19 protein-coding genes are annotated in these 20,229 nt (G+C 38.0%); 1 reads left to right on the top strand and 18 read right to left on the bottom strand.

Annotation, left to right across the window (positions count from 1 at the left end; translation table 11 throughout):
• Positions 1-16: 16 nt before the first annotated feature.
• From PAN07_RS05630 to PAN07_RS05700, 15 genes are all read right to left on the bottom strand, one after another.
• A complete protein-coding gene (locus PAN07_RS05630) occupies positions 17-2,170 on the bottom strand; it encodes a LicD family protein (protein ID WP_269797444.1) in 2,154 nt (717 codons plus the stop codon).
• A 20-nt stretch (positions 2,171-2,190) separates the two neighbouring features.
• Positions 2,191-3,162, bottom strand: a complete 972-nt coding sequence (locus PAN07_RS05635) for a glycosyltransferase family 2 protein (RefSeq protein WP_269797480.1) — start codon at positions 3,160-3,162, stop codon at positions 2,191-2,193.
• The gene (locus PAN07_RS05640; RefSeq protein ID WP_269797445.1) at positions 3,143-3,988 is read right to left on the bottom strand and encodes a phosphorylcholine transferase LicD; all 846 of its coding nucleotides are present in this window, start codon (positions 3,986-3,988) and stop codon (positions 3,143-3,145) included. The genes PAN07_RS05635 and PAN07_RS05640 overlap by 20 nt, the downstream gene beginning before the upstream one ends.
• 139 nt (positions 3,989-4,127) lie before the next feature.
• Positions 4,128-5,447 carry an LCP family protein gene (locus tag PAN07_RS05645; protein ID WP_269797446.1) on the bottom strand — a complete coding sequence of 440 codons (1,320 nt, stop codon included), beginning with the start codon at positions 5,445-5,447 and terminating at the stop codon, positions 4,128-4,130.
• The gene (pheA, locus tag PAN07_RS05650) at positions 5,444-6,292 is read right to left on the bottom strand and encodes a prephenate dehydratase (RefSeq protein ID WP_269797447.1); all 849 of its coding nucleotides are present in this window, start codon (positions 6,290-6,292) and stop codon (positions 5,444-5,446) included. The genes PAN07_RS05645 and pheA overlap by 4 nt, the downstream gene beginning before the upstream one ends.
• Positions 6,289-6,765, bottom strand: a complete 477-nt coding sequence (locus PAN07_RS05655) for a shikimate kinase (RefSeq protein ID WP_269797448.1) — start codon at positions 6,763-6,765, stop codon at positions 6,289-6,291. Before PAN07_RS05655 ends, pheA begins: the two co-directional genes overlap by 4 nt.
• Positions 6,758-8,041, bottom strand: coding sequence for a 3-phosphoshikimate 1-carboxyvinyltransferase (gene aroA / locus PAN07_RS05660; protein ID WP_269797449.1), 1,284 nt, complete (start codon positions 8,039-8,041; stop codon positions 6,758-6,760). The genes PAN07_RS05655 and aroA overlap by 8 nt, the downstream gene beginning before the upstream one ends.
• A 169-nt stretch (positions 8,042-8,210) precedes the next feature.
• Complete coding sequence (locus PAN07_RS05665) at positions 8,211-9,371, bottom strand: TPM domain-containing protein (protein ID WP_269797450.1); 1,161 nt, start codon at positions 9,369-9,371, stop codon at positions 8,211-8,213.
• A 254-nt stretch (positions 9,372-9,625) separates the two neighbouring features.
• A complete protein-coding gene (locus tag PAN07_RS05670; protein ID WP_269797451.1) occupies positions 9,626-9,964 on the bottom strand; it encodes a YlbF/YmcA family competence regulator in 339 nt (112 codons plus the stop codon).
• Between the two features lie 10 nt (positions 9,965-9,974).
• Entirely contained in the window at positions 9,975-11,078 is a 1,104-nt protein-coding gene (locus tag PAN07_RS05675) for a prephenate dehydrogenase (RefSeq protein WP_269797452.1), read from the bottom strand.
• 9 nt (positions 11,079-11,087) lie between these two features.
• Positions 11,088-12,254, bottom strand: a complete 1,167-nt coding sequence (gene aroC, locus PAN07_RS05680; RefSeq protein ID WP_269797453.1) for a chorismate synthase — start codon at positions 12,252-12,254, stop codon at positions 11,088-11,090.
• Positions 12,255-12,263: 9 nt separating this feature from the next.
• A complete protein-coding gene (aroB, locus tag PAN07_RS05685; RefSeq protein WP_269797454.1) occupies positions 12,264-13,331 on the bottom strand; it encodes a 3-dehydroquinate synthase in 1,068 nt (355 codons plus the stop codon).
• A gap of 18 nt (positions 13,332-13,349) precedes the next feature.
• Positions 13,350-14,204, bottom strand: coding sequence for a shikimate dehydrogenase (locus PAN07_RS05690; RefSeq protein WP_269797455.1), 855 nt, complete (start codon positions 14,202-14,204; stop codon positions 13,350-13,352).
• On the bottom strand, positions 14,194-14,871 hold the full coding sequence (gene aroD, locus PAN07_RS05695; protein WP_269797456.1) for a type I 3-dehydroquinate dehydratase: 678 nt from the start codon (positions 14,869-14,871) through the stop codon (positions 14,194-14,196). The genes PAN07_RS05690 and aroD overlap by 11 nt, the downstream gene beginning before the upstream one ends.
• The gene (locus tag PAN07_RS05700; RefSeq protein ID WP_269797457.1) at positions 14,868-16,031 is read right to left on the bottom strand and encodes a class I SAM-dependent rRNA methyltransferase; all 1,164 of its coding nucleotides are present in this window, start codon (positions 16,029-16,031) and stop codon (positions 14,868-14,870) included. Before PAN07_RS05700 ends, aroD begins: the two co-directional genes overlap by 4 nt.
• A gap of 261 nt (positions 16,032-16,292) precedes the next feature.
• Between PAN07_RS05700 and PAN07_RS05705 the strand changes: the two genes are divergently transcribed.
• A complete protein-coding gene (locus PAN07_RS05705) occupies positions 16,293-17,744 on the top strand; it encodes an alpha-amylase (RefSeq protein WP_269797458.1) in 1,452 nt (483 codons plus the stop codon).
• Between the two features lie 46 nt (positions 17,745-17,790).
• Here the strand turns inward: PAN07_RS05705 and PAN07_RS05710 are convergent, their stop codons facing one another.
• From PAN07_RS05710 to PAN07_RS05720, 3 genes are all read right to left on the bottom strand, one after another.
• The gene (locus PAN07_RS05710) at positions 17,791-18,465 is read right to left on the bottom strand and encodes a DnaD domain-containing protein (RefSeq protein WP_269797459.1); all 675 of its coding nucleotides are present in this window, start codon (positions 18,463-18,465) and stop codon (positions 17,791-17,793) included.
• Between the two features lie 8 nt (positions 18,466-18,473).
• Positions 18,474-19,418 carry a homoserine O-succinyltransferase gene (gene metA, locus PAN07_RS05715; RefSeq protein WP_269797460.1) on the bottom strand — a complete coding sequence of 315 codons (945 nt, stop codon included), beginning with the start codon at positions 19,416-19,418 and terminating at the stop codon, positions 18,474-18,476.
• A 192-nt stretch (positions 19,419-19,610) separates the two neighbouring features.
• Positions 19,611-20,123, bottom strand: coding sequence for an adenine phosphoribosyltransferase (locus tag PAN07_RS05720; RefSeq protein WP_006154681.1), 513 nt, complete (start codon positions 20,121-20,123; stop codon positions 19,611-19,613).
• Positions 20,124-20,229: the final 106 nt, after the last annotated feature.

Consider the following 20,229-nt stretch of genomic DNA (forward strand, 5'->3'; position numbering starts at 1 on the left):
TTTTAACAAAAATCTATTACTTCCCTATAATCTTCCACAATTTGAAATCATGGTGAGATACTCTCTGCTCAACTGGAGGTAACTGCATGTAATCTCCATAATCTGAAGTTAGAATTTCATGATAATGTTTTGGAATCATAAATTCCTTACCTTCAAAGCTACCACTTTCAACTTGTTCTAACCATTCACGTTTCCAAACGGGTTTATTCATATCTTTATAGACAACATAGTCCACCAATTCATAATCTTCTACTTTTCTAGATTTAGCTAATTCATCAATCTGAGAAACATACTTATTTGTGTTAGTGAAATAAAAGATAATTACAGAAATATAGCGGATAATTGAATTTACTACACTTTTAGTATTCGTAATTCCTTTGAAAGTGTAGCAACTTAATTGACGCTTTTTAATGATCTTAGTCATCTTATCTTTAAATGCCTGATCATCTTCATACCCGTCAACAGGGAAAATATCAACATAAATTCCCATGTCTGAATCAATTCGAACATCTTCTTCTACTAAATAGGTATGATTATCTTGAACTTTCATGAATGGATAGACATAGTTGACATTATTTTTATAAGACATTAATTCGTAGCGCTCGTCTGGATGTGCAATCATATAAGCTTGCAGCTTTTCATAATCATCACGAAGCATACAAATATCCATATCATCGTCCCAAGGAATAAAACCTTTATGACGAACAGCCCCAATTAAACTACCATAGGACAAAAAGTATTGGACACCAATTTTATGACACACTTCATGGATATACTCCATGATTCCTAACTCCATTTGTTGAATTTCAGAAACATCTGTTACTTCCTCGTAACGGACATTTTTTTCTTTCTCACAGATCATTAGACCATATCCCACAACTAACCAGAAAATGATGTTGATGAAGTTAGTCGAATACATAATTTGACTTTCAAACAGCTGACCAAATAAAATTCCAAAGAATAGAATCATAATCAGTTTTTCACTATTTTTCTTTGATTTAACCAAATAAGAAACAAATCGGAAACCAACATAAGCAACGATAAGTACGAAAGAAATTAGACCCAAGAATCCAGAACTCACAAAAATAGTAACAAAGATATTGTGGAAATTACCGCCAATAAGCGAGTTTTCAATTTCAAATTTACTAAAATACTTTGTATAATAATCTGAAACGTTTCGAACACCATAACCAAATAGAGGTTTAGCACTTCCCATTTTGATTGCGTTTTTCCAAATGTAAGTTCGCCCACTTGGAGTCGTTTCAATCAAGTGAAGTTCTCCATTTTTCTTAGCAACATCCGAATCAGTTTCAGAATAAGATTCACCTTTTTCTAAATCTATCACAGTAGCTTTGGCAGCCGAAATATAAACAGAAGTGACATAACTTATTCCAATGTTTGCACCCGTGAATAGTAAGGCAGCCACTAGAAAAGTGACCCACTTTTTAACAAGATTTCCTCTGGTTACAAAAAGACAATACATACCAAGCATCAGTATAACAGATAAGAGAGCTCCTCTACTCTGCATAGTTGCAAAATAAACTAACTGAATGACATTATTAATTTTAAGATAAACAGAGTATTTGCTTCCCTTATGAATTAAATACATAGCAAAAACGATACTAATGTATGAGAAAATTGCACTAGCATTTGGGTTGACAAATCCCCATAATCGACCATTCATTACTCCGTAATAATAAGAATTATCTCCAATTTGAAATAAAATTAAGACTCTTGAAAGTAATAAAATAAAAGCAAATATAGCCGAAGTAAAAGAGACAATCTGTATGGTTCCTGCAATCATACCTAGTAACTTCCTTAGCTGATCAGGTTTTACCATGGTAAATAATAAAACATAAGCCAGCATAAAGAAAATTTCAACCATATTTCCAAGCAGGTGTCCAGAACGATTAATGAGCGCTGATAAAAAGTGGCTACCTACTAAAAGACCAAATAGGGTAAGAAACTTTTTATCTATCTCTATTCGTTTCCAATTAAAAAATAAAGTTAAACAAATTGACAGAACAACGATTGCTGAAAGTCCCTTATAGACAGGGTTGGTTACTTTATAAATTAACGAACTCATACTTAAAATCGAAATGAAAACAAAAAGATACGATATCCATAGTTTTGATTTTTCAAAGCATTCATTCATTTTTGAAAAATTCATTTTCAACTCCTTTAATGACATTATTTATTCAAGCCTACAATTTGTCTATAAATCCATGGAGAAATTCTTAGTGACAAAATGGCTATTTTCCGAAAACTAGTAAAATAAGGATCTCTCAATATTTCTGAGATATGACTAAGTATCCACTTTCTCAATTGAGTTTTCTCTTTTTTATATTCTGTCGAATCTGTGAAGATTATTTTATCGTAGACTGTAATATAAGACCAAGATTCTCTATTTACTAATTCGGGTTTCAATTGAGGGAAACATTGATAAACTTTAGGAATAATAATTTTATATACTTCTATAGTATCAAAAACATGACTATTCACAGATGTAGTTGCGCTTCCCTCTCTATGGTCATAATAGTATATTGGTTTATCTATAAAAACACTATTACATTTTGTTTCAAGTAAAACTTCTGTTAAGAATAGAGCATCTTCTGCTAAATGATAATCTGTACTGAATCTAAAATTTTCGATCAATTGCTTATTAAATAATTTTGCAACAGGGAAAAAAGAAGTTCGAGTAGTCATCAATAATTCTTTCATGGTTTGCTCAGCAGACCATATTGACTCTTGACCTGAAAATTCAGGCAAATCTGTTATCTGACCATTTTTTACATGATGCACACGAGCAACTGAGAAACCAACAGAAATATCTGATCTTACTGCGCTTATTAAAGTTTCCAAGTAATCATTGGCAATGAAATCATCACTATCTATAAAAGTCAGCCATTCTCCTGAAGATTGCTCAATTCCTAAATTCCTAGCGTTTGAAACACCCCTATTTTCAATATGGAATACTCTAATATTCTCATTTTTAGAAGCAAGCTGATCACACAAGTATCCACTAGTATCTGTCGAACCATCATTTATAAGGAGCAATTCAAAATTGGTATAAGTCTGTGTTAGAATTGACTCTACACAGCGTTCCAAATAAGCTTCTACATTATAAACTGGAACAATGATACTAATTTTTTCTTGCATTATATTCTCCCATATATTCTCTATAACTCTTATCCATATCAGCGATTACAGCATCATGATGAGGTACTTGCTTGTCAGCTGGTGGCGGTGTCATGTAGTCACCAAAAGCAATGCTAAGATAAGCATCATAACCAACAGGAATAGGCATTTCTGTTCCTTCGAATGGTAGGAATATGTTGTCTTTAAAGGCCTGAATTGGATATTTGTTTTTCATATAGCCAGGGCCTGAACATAATTCTGTAATGCCATCACTTTCAGCTGGTCCATACTTGGTCATTTCTTTCTCAGCCTTTTTCCAGATACGATAGCGAAGTGATTTAGGAGTCAACCCTAGTAAAATGGTACTACCCCACTTCATGAGAGCTCCATGCTTTTCTGGAATGGTTTGTGCACAAAATAGCGAATAAATTAAAGCCCAGCGCACTTGATTTTTACGCTCTGCTGGATTTTTAGGATAATAATCCAAGGGAAGAACATCTAAAGCTAAACCATGAGGCAAATCCAAATCTTGCTGATAAGGTTTGATGCAAGTCGTTTCCTTATCTCGAATGGTAATGAAAAGGTTGCGGTCAACATAGTCTTTAGAACTCTTTGATAGAAAGTAACGTTCATCCGCATATCGAGGCCATAACTCTACCAACTTTTCATAATCTTTGCGGGGCATAAAAAAGTCTAAATCATCATCCCAAGGAATGAATCCCTTATGACGCAAAGCACCGATAGCACCTCCGCCACATAAATAACAGAGCAAGTTATGCTCCTTACAAAAGGCGACAAAATATTCAGCCATTTCTAAACTACGAGCCTGAATAGCCTTTAAATCACTCATCTCTTTCTCGTCCTCTTCTATAGAATGGTATCATTCTATTATACCATAAAAAGAGCCTATTATTCTATCCATCCATAAGAAAAATCAAAGCCCAATCACCAATCTTAATCGATGCATTAGCTTTGATTTCTTTAACATTTTATCTCAATCCCATTTGGGCAAGTTTATTCTTATAAGCGTTTTGATCTACACGAAGGGCTTGACCACCGTATACGTCAAAGTCGTCTACCCAATCTCCAAGTTCTGGTACTGTTACTCTCTCAATACCATTTTGAGCTCCATCTAAAACAGACAAGCCATTCGTTAGTAAGAAAGTATACGGAAGGTTTGTTGACGTCATAGAAAATACTTTCCCAAGAGCTTCTGAACCAGTGAATAGTTTTGTCGGGTCCTTAATTTGTTGCAAGATTGCTGACATAACCTGTTGCTGTCTCCGTGTTCTACCGTAATCACCTTCATCATCATCACGGAAACGAGCATAGTTAAGTAATGTAGAACCATTCATTTGTTGCTTACCAGCTCGAATAGTTTGGGTTGGAGATTCAGTTGCAGTCGCATGTAGATCATCACCTACAGTAGCTTCTGTGGCTGGGACACCATTTAAGGTTGAGAATTGCGCATCGATGGTAACTCCATCTGGGAAAAGAGTATCAATTGCTGTGGCGAAGGCTTGGAAATCTACAAGAGCGTAATATTTGATATCCAAGTCAAAATTATCCTTGAGGACTTTACGTACTCTCTCAGCTCCTTGTTTCCCTTCCTGCTCTCCCAATTCATATGCCAGATTCAATTTATGATCGGCTTGTCTCTGACCACCAATAACTTGGCTATAACCATCGATATAGACTAAGTTATCTCGCATAAAACTAACAAGCTTAATTTTTTTGTCCTTACCACTGACATTCAAAACCATAATTGAGTCTGTCCGTGTTTCTGAACTATCCTGTCCGATGCGTCCATCAGTACCTAGAATAAGGATATTGACTCCATCACGAGTGTCCTGCCCATTGAAGACTTCAACCTGAGCAGCTTTGGCATCTTTGGGCCCATTTGAACTATTAGGGTTCGCCGATTGGAAGCCTTTTAAGAACATGACGATCATTCCTACTGCTACACAAAGCAATATCATCCCTAACCAAGCAAATAAGCGTTTAAAACGAAAACCTCTTTTTTTCTTTTGCTTCTTAGCTTTTGGAATCTTCGTTTCCAGTTGATCTCCACTACTACGGCGACTAGAACGACTACGATTAGCATAGGTTGGTAGGTCGATACCAGAATCTGAAAGAAGTTGTTCTTTGGCTTCTGGATTGAAAACTTCTGATGAATCTTTTTGACCTTCTAACTTGGCTTGTAAAAAGGCAAATTCTCTCTTTTCTTTCTCATTCAAATAATGAATATTTTTTAAGAGATAATCATAGCGTAGTTTTTCGTGATGAGATAGAGGATTTTCTCTAGTCATAGATTCTCCTTCCCTTTATCGTGTATAGTATAAATAGGGTAAGCTCCCAAAATTTTATATTGGATTCCAATAGCTTCTAATTCTTCTCTTGCAAAATGAACTAAATCTTTATCTCTATAATCAACATCAATAATAAAGAAGTATTCACCAAGAGCCGTTTTAAGGGGGCGACTCTCAATCTTTGTCAAGTCAATTCCTCGCCAAGCAAAGGTAGAGAGTGCCTTGTAAAGAGCGCCAGGTAAATTATCTGGCAAGGTAACTGCCAGACTCATCTTTTCAGTTGAGAACTGCAAAGCTAGCTCCGGTAATTTTGCACCTAAGACCCAAAAACGAGTGAAATTAGCTTCCATCTCTTGGATATCTTCAGCAATCAATTCTAAACCATATTCATCAGCAGAATTTCTCGGGGCAATAGCAGCAAAAGGTTGATCTGGATGTTCTGCGACAAATCTAGCTGCATAAGCTGTACTAGCTGTTACTTCTAGTTCAGCATTTGGAAAATGCTGGTCAATATATTTTTTACCTTGTGCAAGTGCCTGGGGATGAGAAAAGATTTTTTCAATGTTAGACTGCCCAGCAACAGCCATTAACTGTTGTTGAATCGGTTGTACTATCTCTGCAACAGTCTGAATCTTCGCTTGATGATAGAGATAATCTAAGGTCTCATGAACACTTCCTTCAATGGAATTTTCTACTGGGACAACAGAAAAATCAACCAATCCCTGTTCATAAGCCTTGATAACATCTGTGATATTTGAAAAAGGCTCTAGTTCCTCATGAGGAAAAGCCGTTTGCACAACATGGTGCGAAAAAGATCCCTTGGGACCTAGATAGGCAATTTTCATTTCAGTTCCTCTATAATTTCCTCTGGGCTTAATCTTGCCACATCTACAACTCGACTAGCTACTTCCTCATACCAAGCTTGTCTTTCTTTAAAAATCGCAGCCAAATCTTCCTTGCTATTCTTTAAAAATAGTGGGCGTTGGTTTTCCTTATCCGCCGCGATACGTTGGTAAAGAGTTTCAAAATCTGCTTTTAGGTAGATGTTGTCTGGATTTTCCTTCAGCAAATCACGATTTCTAGAAGAAACAACTACTCCACCACCAGTTGAAATGACTAGGTCTGTTTTTAGCAAATCAGCTAAAACTTCTGATTCCACCTGACGAAAGGCTGCTTCCCCCTTTGCTTCAAAAAAATCAGCTATAGGCATTTCAATACGTTGCTCAATCACAGCATCCATATCCACAAAATCAGGATCTAATCCTCTAGCGATGGTAGTTTTTCCTGCACCCATAAAACCTAGTAAAACCTTAGCCATGAATCAGAGTCTCCAAATCATTGAAAAACCTTGGGTAACTAGTATTGATGGCTTCTGCACGGTCAAGTTCTACTTCTCCATCTGTTACTAAGAGGGCTGCAATAGCCGTCATCATCCCAATACGATGATCCCCAAAAGTATTGATCCTAGCTCCATGAAGAGCAGACTGCCCCTTGATAATCATTCCATCCTCTGTAGGTGTGATGTCAGCCCCCATGCTATTTAAGGCATCTGCAACAACCTGAATACGGTCTGTCTCTTTGACTTTAAGTTCTTCAGCATCTTTGATAACCGTCACTCCCTCTGCTTGAGTTGCAAGAAGGGCAATAATTGGTAATTCATCTATCAGGCGTGGAATCAAGGCTCCGCCAATCACTGTTCCATTCAAATCTGAAGTTTCAACAGTCAAGGTAGCAGATTTGGCAATTGGATCAGTATCAGTAATCTCTAATTTTCCACCCATAGCCCGAATAACGTCAAGAATCCCTGTTCGTGTTTCATTGATACCAACGTTCTTAAGTTCCACTCGAGAATTTGGTACAATCAAACCTGCTACCAACCAAAAGGCTGCACTAGAAATATCTCCTGGCACCACTACAGTTTGACCTGTTAATATTTGTGGGCCATTAATTGTTATTTCCTTGCCATCTACAGTCAAGTCCCCACCAAATTGACGCAGCATATCTTCTGTGTGGTTACGAGTGCACTCCTTCTCGATAATGACTGACTGACCTTGAGCCTGCAAAGCTGCAAAAATCAAGGCAGACTTAACTTGTGCAGATGCAATTGGCAATTCATAATGAATAGGTCTTAGGTTTTTCGTTCCTTTTAAGTGCAACGGTGACAAGTCTCGCTCTGTTTGACCTGAAATAGTAACACCCATTTTTTTCAAAGGAAAAGTCACTCGGTCCATAGGGCGTTTGGAAAGACTGTCATCCCCAAACATCTCTACTTCAAAGTCTGTACCAGCAAGTATGCCTGAAATTAAACGAATAGATGTCCCAGAATTCCCCATATCCAGAGCATTCTGAGGGGCTTTCAATCCATCCATCCCAACACCTTGAATGGTAACGACACCGTCTTTGTCCTCAATATCAACGCCGAGGTCACGAAATACCTGCATGGTTGACAAGACATCTTCACCACGCAAGATATCATAAACTTTAGTCTCACCCTCAGCCAAGCTTCCAAAAATGATTGAGCGATGACTGATGGACTTATCCCCTGGTACGCGAATACTACCATTTAAGTGCTTAATGTTTGTTTTTAATTTCATACCGGCCCTCATACTGACAATACTTTTTCTTATTTTATCATAAAAAGTCAGAAATTTCTTAAAAATTCCTGACTTTATGATAGTTAATAATATTTTTTCAATACACTTTTACCTTTTTGATTTATTTCAACCTGAAGCTTTTTAATAGCAATTCTTTTTCACTTTCAATTTACCAGCTATCTGAAGAGCCACCACCATCAAATCCTCCGCCATCCCAATCATCGGAAGACCAAGATGAACTAGAACTACCAGTATCATATCTAGATGTAGAAGAATCTAATCTACCATAAGAACTTGACTGTACCCTTTGTGAAGCATAGTAGCTTTTTTTGAGCTCGGAAGTCCAAGAAGCATTCTTCACAAAATCTTTATCGTTTGGATAGAGTTTTCCCTTCCCATTATAAGAGTATTGAGAGCGGTTCAGCCTATCTAGTTGCTTTCTTTTTACTTCTGCATAGTAAGCTTCTATCAGTAATGTAGTCCAAGTATCATTAGGCAGAAAATCTTTTGAGTCGGGATAGAGTTTGTTATATCCTGCGTAGTTATATTGAGACCTAATTAAACGCTTATTTTTTTTATAGTAAGATTTACGTTCTTCAGTCCACGTATCGTTAGGTACAAAGTCAGGAAAATCTGGATACAGCTTCCCCTTTCCCTCATACTCATACTTGGAAAAGCGACATCTTTTTAAGTACCTGAACCACGTTACTATACTTAGTAAAAGAAAGAACATTAGATAGAACAATATCGGAAACGGAATGTAATCGAAATATTTACTAAGCCCTTCATTATTTTTTAATAATTTTTCATCGATTTTTGGAAGCCAACTATTCTTATTCTCTTTCTTGTTTATGATTTCAGCTTTTCCAGATTCGGCTTTAGAAATACCTACTAGAATTCTATTAAGAGCATCAGTATATTTCCCTTCTTTCATGTAAGGCTTCGAATCATTTAGTAAAGAACTAGCCTTCGAGTCAGTAAGCCAAATTGCTGCTTCGTTGGATGTTTCAATACGAAACTTCCTATCCTTTATAGCAATAGCGATTAAAATTCCACTGTTGGAATCTTGTTTCCCAATTTTCCATTTGCGTGCAACTTCATTAGCTACCTCTTCGATACTGGAACCGTCCAGGGTATCTACAATGTAAATACCTACTTGGGTTTCACTTCCAGCATTCATACTCTCTAACGTTTCTGCAACACTAGTGGTTAAATAACCATTAGGATCGTATATACCATTTAAAGGCCGATCTGGAACAGCTATATTAGCCGCCACTAGTGGCATAAAAAAGAATAAAGGGATAATTAAGAGTAAAATTAACTTTTTCATAGGAGATCCCCCACAAGACTAATCAGTTAAATTGATTTTTAGGGACAAACTTTGCATCTTTCTCTGTTCCAATTAACTCAGCTCTATAGTTAGAAACCTTCAAATTTGTTTTTAATTTTGATTATTAGTAAAGACAATCATTCCCACAGTCATTATTAAACAGACTAGGCTAATAATTCTAGCTTATACAGTAGTTATCGATAATAAAAATACGATTGAGAAAATACTGATAAATCATAAACAAAATAAATTTTTTATTTTAGCAATTCTGAAATCGGTTCAAAAACAATTCGCTCAATATCAGATAGATATACAGACAATTGTTGTTGTTTGTTAAAAAAACTTGAAACTAGGTCGTTCCCTTCAATTTGCTTACCAATAGAATCCATTTTTTCTTGGAAAGATCCATCTGGCATCTGTCCAGTTTGTGCCATGAATTGGATTTCTTGTTGGAAAGCAATGTAATCTTCGAAGATTTTATTAGCTTCTGCATCTGCATGGATAGCATCTTTTGCTTCTTTAACAGCCTTGTATTCAGGCAATTCGCGGAGTCCACGACTTAGTTCGTTTGCACTATCATAAATATTTGACATGATTTTCTCCTTATTTGATGACTACTGTGTAGTCAGTATTTTCTGTAATGACTTGCTCAGCTCTTTCCAAGTCCTGAGCATTTTTAAATGAAATTTGTAGAATCCCATGAACATCTTCACGGTTTTCTTCGTTGATGTGGATGTTAACCAAGGAAGTTCCTCTTAGTAATTCCAAGATGCGCAAAATCACATCTTCCTCATCGGGAACATCTACATAAAGGTCAAATGAGCTATCTACACCACCACGTTTATGGATTTCCATAGCCTGCCGTTGCTCACGCGCTTGGTTGAAGAAATTCCAAATCTGGCCCTCGTCTTCATCCTTGATCGCCTGACCTATCTCATCCAAACGCCCCTTGAAATCCTCGATGCGTTCAATAATGGTCTCTCGATTGGACAATAGGATAGAAGTCCATATACCTGGTTCACTCTCAGCAATCCGAGTCATATCTCGAAAACCACCCGCAGCAAAGCGTCCAGCCAGCTCATGTTCTCGGGCATAAAGGGCCGTTTGCTCCATTAAACCAGAAGCCAAAATATGAGGAAAATGGCTGACTTGAGAGGTTACCTTATCATGCTCAGCCGCATCGATTTCAATGAAACGAGCATGGAGACCTGAGAGTAGATTTTTCATTTCTTCGAGCGTATCCGAAGTTGTCAGACTAGAAGGAGTAAAGATGTAGTAGGCATTTTCAAAAAGATTGACATCAGCAGAGGCAGCACCTGTCTTGTGACTCCCTGCCATAGGATGTCCACCGACAAACCGAACAGACTTCCCTACAAAATTCTCCTCCGCTGCGTTCACAATAGCCGACTTGGTCGAACCTGCATCCGAGATAAGAACCCCTTCTTTCAAGTTCAAGCTTGCCAACTCCTGAATAAAAGCAACGGTTTGCTTGATGGGCAGGGTCAGTATGATGATATCAGCTAGGGGAGCGAAACTGGCAAAGTCATCCGTCGCACGGTCAATCATTCCGCGCTCCAAAGCAATTTCTCTTGAAGGCTTACTTCGATTATATCCTAAAATTTCATATTCGGGATGATCTCGTTTGATCCCCAAAGCCATCGAGGCTCCTATCAAGCCAAGACCTGCAATATAGATGGTTTTTGACATAGGAACTCCTTAAAAGTTCTTGCTGTATTCACGGTGTTTAGCCACTGCCTCTTTTAATTCTTCTAGATTATCAGATGAGAATTTTTCTAAAATTTCCTGAGCTAAGACAGTTGCAACTACTGCTTCCATTACTACCCCAGCAGCAGGAAGAGCAGTTGGATCACTTCTCTCCACAGTTGCCTTATAGGGTTCATGGGTCTCAATATCCACGCTCATCAATGGTTTATAGAGAGTGGGAATTGGTTTCATGACGCCACGAACAACAATTGGTTGTCCATTAGTCATACCACCTTCAAAACCACCGAGATTATTGGTCCGTCGTGTATAGCCATCTTCTTTAGACCATAGGATTTCATCCATGACTTGGCTACCCTTGAGATAACCTGCTTTAAAACCAATACCAAACTCCACACCTTTAAAGGCATTGATAGAGACAACAGCTTGTGCCAATCTAGCATCTAGCTTTCTATCCCATTGGACATAGGAACCCAGACCAACTGGTACCCCTCCTACAACTGTTTCGACAATACCACCTATGGTATCACCATCGCGTTTGATTTGGTCAATATAGTCCTTGATTTCTTGCTCACGTTCTTGGTTAACGATAGAAACTTCTGACTGGGCAGCTAGTTTCTTAATCTCTGCCACTGTCAAGTTTTCTGGAACATCGATTTCTTTTCCACCAAAAACCACAACATGGTTAGCAATTTCGATATCAAGCTCAGCCAATAGGCGTTTAGCCACAGCCCCAACTGCTACCCGCATAGTCGTTTCACGGGCAGATGAACGTTCCAGTGAATTTCGCAAATCATCAAAGCGATATTTAATCCCTCCTACCAAGTCGGCATGACCTGGGCGAGGATGAGTGATTTTTCGTTTGCTTTTAAGTTTATCCTCAATATCCTCGGCAGACATGATATCCAGCCATTTTTGGTGGTCTTTGTTAATGACATCCATGGTGATAGGAGCCCCTGTCGTCTTTCCGTGACGAACACCAGAAGTAAAGACAACCTGGTCAGTCTCAATCTTCATACGACCACCACGACCGTAGCCACCTTGACGTCGCTTAAGATCCTCATTGATGTTGTCTGCAGTCAAAGGAAGGCCAGCGGGAACTCCTTCGATAATAGCCGTCAGACGCGGTCCGTGTGATTCTCCTGCAGTTAAATATCTCATACCTTCTCCTTATTTTACCAAGTAGTCTGTCATTTCTTCGAGAGAAACTGGGTGAATGGTCGCTGAACCAAGTTCTGGCACCAAAACTAATTTCATGGTATTACCACGCGCTTTTTTATCATGAATCAAAGCCTGATAAAGCTTATCAACATCCCAGTTTTCATAATCAACAGGAAGGCCAAATTTCTGACACATTTCTCGGATGGACTGGGTGATTCCTTCTGGTATAAGACCTTTTTTCTCTGCTACTTTAGACACCTGAACCATTCCCATGGCTACAGCTTCTCCATGCATGACACGTCCATAACCGGCAGTTGCTTCAATAGCATGGCCGATTGTGTGACCAAAGTTGAGATAAAGGCGAATACCATTGTCCAATTCATCTTCAACAACCATCTTGCGCTTGACCTGACAAGAGTGCTCGATCAAAATTTCGGAATTTTCCAGAATGCTCTCCACTGAACCATCCATTTCAGATAATAAGTCCCAGAGTTCTGCGTCTTCGATTAGGCCATACTTGATGACTTCACCCATTCCCTCAATCAATTCTCTTTTTCCCAAAGTTTCAAGGACAAGTGGATCAATCAAAACTCCATCTGGTTGGGCAAAAGTTCCCACCATGTTTTTTGCAAAGGAAGTGTTGACTCCTGTCTTACCACCAATAGAAGAATCAACCTGGGCAGTTAAACTAGTTGGAATTTGTACAAAATGAATTCCTCGCATATATGTAGAGGCTACAAAGCCTGCTAAGTCTCCAACAACTCCACCACCGAGGGCAACGATGCCATCACTACGAGTTAAGCCTTGTTTGACTAAAAATTCATAGACTTTCTGAACAGTTGTTAGGTTCTTTCGTTCCTCACCTTCTAAAAAGTCAAAAACTGCTACTTGAAAACCAGCATCCTCAAGACTGAGTTTTACTTTTTCTGCATAGAGAGAAGCCACACGGTTATCTGTTATAAGTACAACTTTTTGCGGCTCCCATAAGTCTTTCAACCATTTACCGGCCTGAGATAGAATCCCCTTTTCAATCTGAATATCATAAGGATGGTGTGGAATGTCAATTCTGATTTTCATACTAGTGGCTCCTATTCTTTATTGATATTTTTCTGTTAAGGCCTGCCAAATTTCATCTGTTGGCAAATCCTTACCTGTCCATAGTTTAAAAGCCTCTGCTGCTTGATATAGAAGCATTCCGAGTCCGTTAATAGTCACATTTCCCTGGCTTCTAGCCCATTGTAAAAATGGTGTTTCAAAAGGCTGATAAATAATATCTGCCACCAAGACTTGTGGAGGCAAATTCAGTTTTATAGGGACTGGTGATGATTTTCCGTCCATCCCTAAACTAGTAGCATTAACCAGTAAGTCAGACTTAGCGATTATTTCTTGTAAGATTTGAACATTTTCTAAATCATATAAGTCAACTTTAAAACCTGTTTCCACCCGTAATTTTTCAAGATATATTCTTGTTTTTTCCATAGAAGACGAGCGAACAAAAACAGAAATCTGACTAGCACCGTCTAAAATTGCCTGAGCTAAAATAGATTTAGCAGCTCCACCAGCTCCCAACAAGGTCATTCTTTTTCTAGAAATTTCAAAAGAAGGCAAGCTCTTAAAGAATCCCTTGCCATCTGTATTATATCCAACTAAAGTCCCAGCTTGATTCACCACTGTATTCACAGCACCAATCAGACGGGCCTCCTCACTTAACTGATCCAAATAAGGAATCACTTGCTCCTTGTAGGGCATGGATAGATTGATTCCAAACATCTGGTAGCGGCGAATATTGGCAACTGTTTCATATAAATCAGTCGCTTCAACTTCCCACGCTAGATAGACACCATTGGTCTCTGTTGCCTGAAAAGCACTATTATGAATGAAAGGAGAAATAGAATGTTTGATAGGATTTGCAACGACAGCAGCTAGACGCGTGTAGCCATCAATCTTCATTCAAAATCTCCCGAATTTTTTTCATATTAGACAAAGAAATCTGTCCTGGAGCACTAGCTACATCTAAACTTGCAAAAGACCAGCTAGAACCCGTAACATCCGAAGTAATACGAGAAACCTTACCTACTTTCCCCATAGATATAGTCACATATTCTTGTTCAGGATTAAGAGTTTTGAAACCTCTAGTAAAGTTCATCAGGTCTAATACATCTTGTTCAGTATGGGCCATAACTGATACTTTCACTACTTTTGGATTCAGGCTAGTTAGTTCAGACAAGATTTCCATCATATTTTCAGGTGTTTCTTGGAAATTATGATAACTCAAGACTAAATTTGGGAAATCCAACATCTGATCAAAAACATCCTTATTCCCAAAATACTCAAAATCTACATATTCAGGTTGATAGAGCTGGGTGACATCTTTAATAACTTGAACATATTCTTGAGCTGATAAGTCAATCTCCCCACCCTCACTACGAGTACGCAGGGTAAAAAGTATTTCTCGTCCTGCAAATTTCTCGAAAATAGCTGGTGCAACTTGTAAGATTTCATCTTTTGGTAGAAAATCAGCACGCCATTCGATGATGTCTGCATCTTCATAACGATTTGCATCAATTGCTTGCGCTTCCTCTAAACTCTTTGGCATAACAGAAACGACTAATTTCATTTAGTTACCTTCATACTAATCACCTTGAGGTAATTACTACTTTCATCTTTTTTGTTATAAACAAAGTCTGCTGGAAGTCCATATTTATCTAGTACCTGATAAGTTCTTCCTGCAAATCCTTTATCAATTTGTTCTGTAAATTTCTGGCGGGAAACATTGGCAGCATTGGTACTTGCAATGATGATTCCTCCCGGATTTAAAATATCAAGACTTTGGGAAATCAACTTGTGATAGTCCTTTGCTACTGAGAAGGTTTGTTTTTTATTGCGAGCAAAGCTTGGTGGATCTAGTACAATCACATCATAGCTTAAACCTTTACGTTTAGCATATTTGAAATACTCAAAAACATCCATAACGATAAAACGGTGGTTATCCAGACTCAATCTATTTGCATTAAAATGGGCCTCCGATAACTCTCTAGATCGTTTGGCCAGGTCAACAGAGGTTGTTTCACTAGCACCTCCCATGGCTGCTGCAACTGAAAAAGCTGCTGTATAGGAAAACATATTCAGTAGTGATTTCCCCATAGCTAAGCCATCCACTAAACTACCACGAACATCATGTTGGTCTAAGAAAATACCTGTCATCAACCCGTCATTCATAAAGACCTGGTAAAGGACTCCATTTTCTAGAACTGTAAAATTCTCCGGTGCTTCTTCCCCATAAATATGAGCCGACTCATAGTCCAATCCCTTAAATCGAATCTTCTCATAAGCACCCAAAACTTCTGGGAAAACTTGAGAAAATGCAGCAACTATCTGCTGACGGAGTTGATAAACATAAGAGTTATACCATGAAAAGACAAGGTAATCCCCATAAAGATCCAATGTCAAGCCACCGAATCCATCACCTTCTTGGTTAAATAAACGAAAGGCAGTCGTCAAATCATTCTGATAATAAGACTCACGTTTATCCTTAGCTTTTTTAAAGAGTGTTTCAAAAAAAGATTGATCAAAGGAAATATTTTGATCGGTTACAAACCAACCAATTCCTTTATTTTGGGGTGATAGATAAGCCTTTCCTAAAAATTGCTTTCCTTGGTTATATAGCTCAACTTCTATATCCGTTTCAGATAGTTCTGGAAAATCTTCTTTCTCCAAAACAACCTGCCCCTTTTGTATTTTTTTTTCAACACTTCGGCTGACCAACAATTTTTTCATAAACACTATTATACCAAATTTTGTGACAATTCACAAAATAGAAAGTGATTTCTCCATTGATGTCATAGGAGCTATCCAAGCTTTTCGTTTCTGCTTGATTGATTTCTAAATGAGAATGGTCATTTGTGTTGAGAAATTTCATTCTATTAGCATAAAAATAGACATTCACATCCTAAGGAATATTTTTATAGCGCAAACGTTTGCGCATTTGCTTGCTTTGTGGTAAAATGATTCTCAAATTGTTAAGTATGAGGACTATCTATGAAAAATCAAACCCTAATGCAGTATTTTGAGTGGTACCTTCCCCACGATGGACAACACTGGACGCGACTTACCGATGATGCTGAGCACCTTGCAAATCTAGGAATTAGCCACGTCTGGATGCCACCTGCCTTTAAAGCTACCAACGAAAAAGATGTCGGTTATGGTGTCTATGATCTTTTTGACCTCGGTGAATTTGACCAAAAAGGAACTGTGCGTACCAAGTACGGTTTCAAAGAAGACTATCTTCAAGCCATTCAAACACTTAAATCACATGGGATTCAACCTATGGCCGACGTCGTCTTAAACCACAAGGCAGCTGCAGACCGTTTAGAATCCTTCCAGGTTATTGAAGTCGATCCAGAAGATCGCACAATTGAACTTGGAGAACCGTTTACCATCAATGGCTGGACAGGTTTTACCTTTGATGGCAGACAAAACACTTATAATGACTTCCACTGGCACTGGTATCACTTTACAGGGACTGACTACGATGCCAAAAGACGTAAGTCTGGTATCTACCTGATACAAGGTGATAATAAAGGCTGGGCTAACGAGGAATTAGTTGATAACGAGAATGGTAACTATGACTATCTCATGTATGCGGACCTAGATTTCAAGCATCCAGAAGTCATACAGAATATCTATGATTGGGCTGATTGGTTCATCCAAACAACTGGTGTAACAGGTTTTCGCTTAGACGCTGTCAAGCATATTGACTCTTTCTTTATGGGTAACTTTATCCGTGACATGAAGGAAAAATACGGACAAGATTTCTATGTCTTTGGGGAATTTTGGAATCCTGACAAAGAAGCTAACCTTGATTACCTAGAGAAGGTTGGAGAACGGTTTGACCTTGTCGACGTCCGCCTTCATATGAATCTTTTTGAAGCCAGTCAGGCTGGTTCTGACTATGATTTACGAAATATCTTAAATGATAGTCTGGTTCAAGTCCATCCAGACAAAGCCGTAACATTTGTAGATAATCATGACACACAGCGAGGACAGGCCTTGGAATCTACTGTTGAAGAATGGTTTAAACCTGCAGCTTACGCCCTCATTCTTTTGCGAGAGCACGGCCTACCATGTGTCTTTTACGGTGATTACTACGGTATTTCTGGCCAATATGCCCAAGAAGATTTCAAAGAAGTACTCGATAATCTTCTAACAATTAGAAAAGATTTGTCATATGGAGAGCAAACTGACTACTTCGACGATCCTAATTGCATTGGTTGGGTTCGCTCAGGAGCTGAAAATCTGTCTCCACTTGCCATTCTAATCTCTAATGCCCAAGAAAATGTTAAAACCATGTTTGTAGGCCAAGAATGGGCTGACCAAACCTTTGTTGATTTACTCGGTAATCATTCTGATCAAGTAACTATTAATTTGGATGGATACGGAGATTTCCCAGTAGCTGAACGTTCCCTCAGCGTTTGGGCACTTGCTAATTAAAAACAAAAAAACTTACCTGATTGGCAAGTTTTTTTATTATTCATTATTAGTCTTTCCATAGATCCATAGCGTTTTTGAAATCTGATGAGACCTGTACATTTTGAGGATTCATCGCTTCTCTCTCTTGACGTTTAGCTTCAACCTGAGCTACACTCTTAATCCCTTCATAACGCCAGTTGCGAAGAATAGCTTGGATATACTTCCAATTTGGTTTTCCATTCAACACAGCTTCTCTTAGGGCCTCTTTTATCAAGTCAGCACTAGTTCCATCTTCTTTTAAACTTTTTTCTAAATCTTCAATTTCAAATGGACTCAAAAGACGGCCCAGTTCTTGTTGGAAAGTGTCCACTAAGCTCTTTAAATCATTTTGAACAGGTTGTACTTGATTGAATTCTTGTTTTTCAAAAATCTGGTCTAAACGTTCTAAAGCTAGAGTCGCATCAAAAATAACCTCTATTTCACCATTGAGTTCAATCGTCCGATATTGGAGCAATCCTTTATCTGTCAGTCTTGAAATAGCTTGATTAACTTCAAAGACCTGTTTGCCAATCTTTTCTGCAATTTGACTAGGCGATAATTCTCCTAGAGCTGTTGTATTTTGCAAGTAGAAAAATTGCCAAACAAGAAAGTCATCACTGGATGAAAAGAGTTGATTATAGTGCAACAAGAGTGCGCTTGGTAAAACTAAATTTCCAGATTTAAAAGCATCTAAATATGTCATAATTCCTCTTATAAATATCCAAAATGAGAAACATCGTCTTCTACCCTCTTCCAGTCAAAAGGTGTCTCCTGGTATACTGCATAATTCACCCAGTTACTAAAAAAGAGAGCTGCTGAAGAACTCCACAGCATACAGGGACGAGTATGGATATCATCATTTTTAAAATAATTTTCCGGTATATGGGGGTTTAAACCAGCGTCTAAATCTCTAAAGTATTCTTTAGCAAGAGTATCACGATCATACTCCAAATGTCCAAAACTATAAACTTCTCTTAAATCTCTACTAGCGAGGATTGATACTCCAACCTCATCACCAGATGCTAAAATCTCTAAATTGGTATGATTCAAAATATCTTCTTTTAGGACCTCTGTATGTCTAGAATGCGGAGAGACATATAAATCATCAAAACCTCTCAACAACAAATGACTATCTTTTAAAACATCCTGAGGATATATTCCGGATATTTTTCTGTCCATATTGTATTTTTTCACACCATAACGGTAATAAAGTCCTGCCTGGGCACCCCAGCAAATATGTAGAGTTGAAAAGACGTGACTCTTAGACCATTCGATAACTTTGGTAAATTCCTCCCAGTAGTCCACTTCCTCAAAAGGTAGATGCTCTACTGGTGCTCCTGTAATAATCATCCCATCAAAATAGTCCTCTTTAACCTCTGAAAAAGTCTTATAAAAAGTTTCCATATGCTCAGAACGAGTTGTTTTTGACTGGTGACTTTCCATATACAAAAAATCAATATCCAACTGGAGTGGAGTATTTGCCAAATGCCGTAAAAGTTGTGTCTCAGTCACAATTTTTTGGGGCATCAGATTTAAGATAAGAATTTTTAGGGGTCGGATATCTTGGTGAGCCGCCCTTTGGTCATCCATGACGAAAATATTTTCCGTTCGTAAAATATCGACTGCTGGTAATTTTTTTTCAATTCGAATCGGCATGGAAATCTCCTTACAATATCAATCCTGGGTACGTGTTAAACTGTTATGACCAATTGGATTTTCCAAATGGCAACTTTCTTCCCTTTATTATACTGTAAGAAGGTATAGTTTTCAATTATAGTTTTTCTCTAACTAGATATAGCCTTATTTTATATCAAATGACGAGAAAACAGCCCTAAGGACTGTTTTTCATTAATAATGCATCAAAACTTTATAGTCGTAATCTCCGATTGCTTCACGACCTTTTAGCTCATCAAGCTCAATCAAGAAGGCACAACCTGCTACGACACCACCTAATTTTTCAATCATTTCGATTGTCGCTTTAACAGTACCACCTGTTGCCAAGAGGTCATCTACGATCAGAACACGTTGACCTGGTTTGATAGCATCTGCGTGCATGGTCAAGGTGTCAACCCCATATTCTTTTTCGTAGTCAGCCGAAATAACTTCACGTGGTAATTTCCCAGGTTTACGCACTGGTGCAAAACCAATTCCTAACTCAAAAGCAACTGGACATCCAACGATAAATCCACGTGCTTCTGGTCCTACGATCATATCAATCTTTTTGTCAGTAGCATATTGAACAATTTCACGAACAGCGTAGCTATAGGCATTTCCATCTGCCATCAATGGGCTAATATCACGGAAAGTAATTCCTTCTTGTGGGTAATTTTCAATACTTGCAATGTAATCTTTTAAGTTCATAGCATTTCTTTCTTTTTAAGTTTTTACTCCCTATTATACCATAATTCCTAGAAAAGCAAAATAGAAAGAAGCCTTGGAATATCCTTCCAAGCCTCTCAGTCCTTCA

Source organism: Streptococcus sp. SM5 (genome assembly GCF_027497975.1).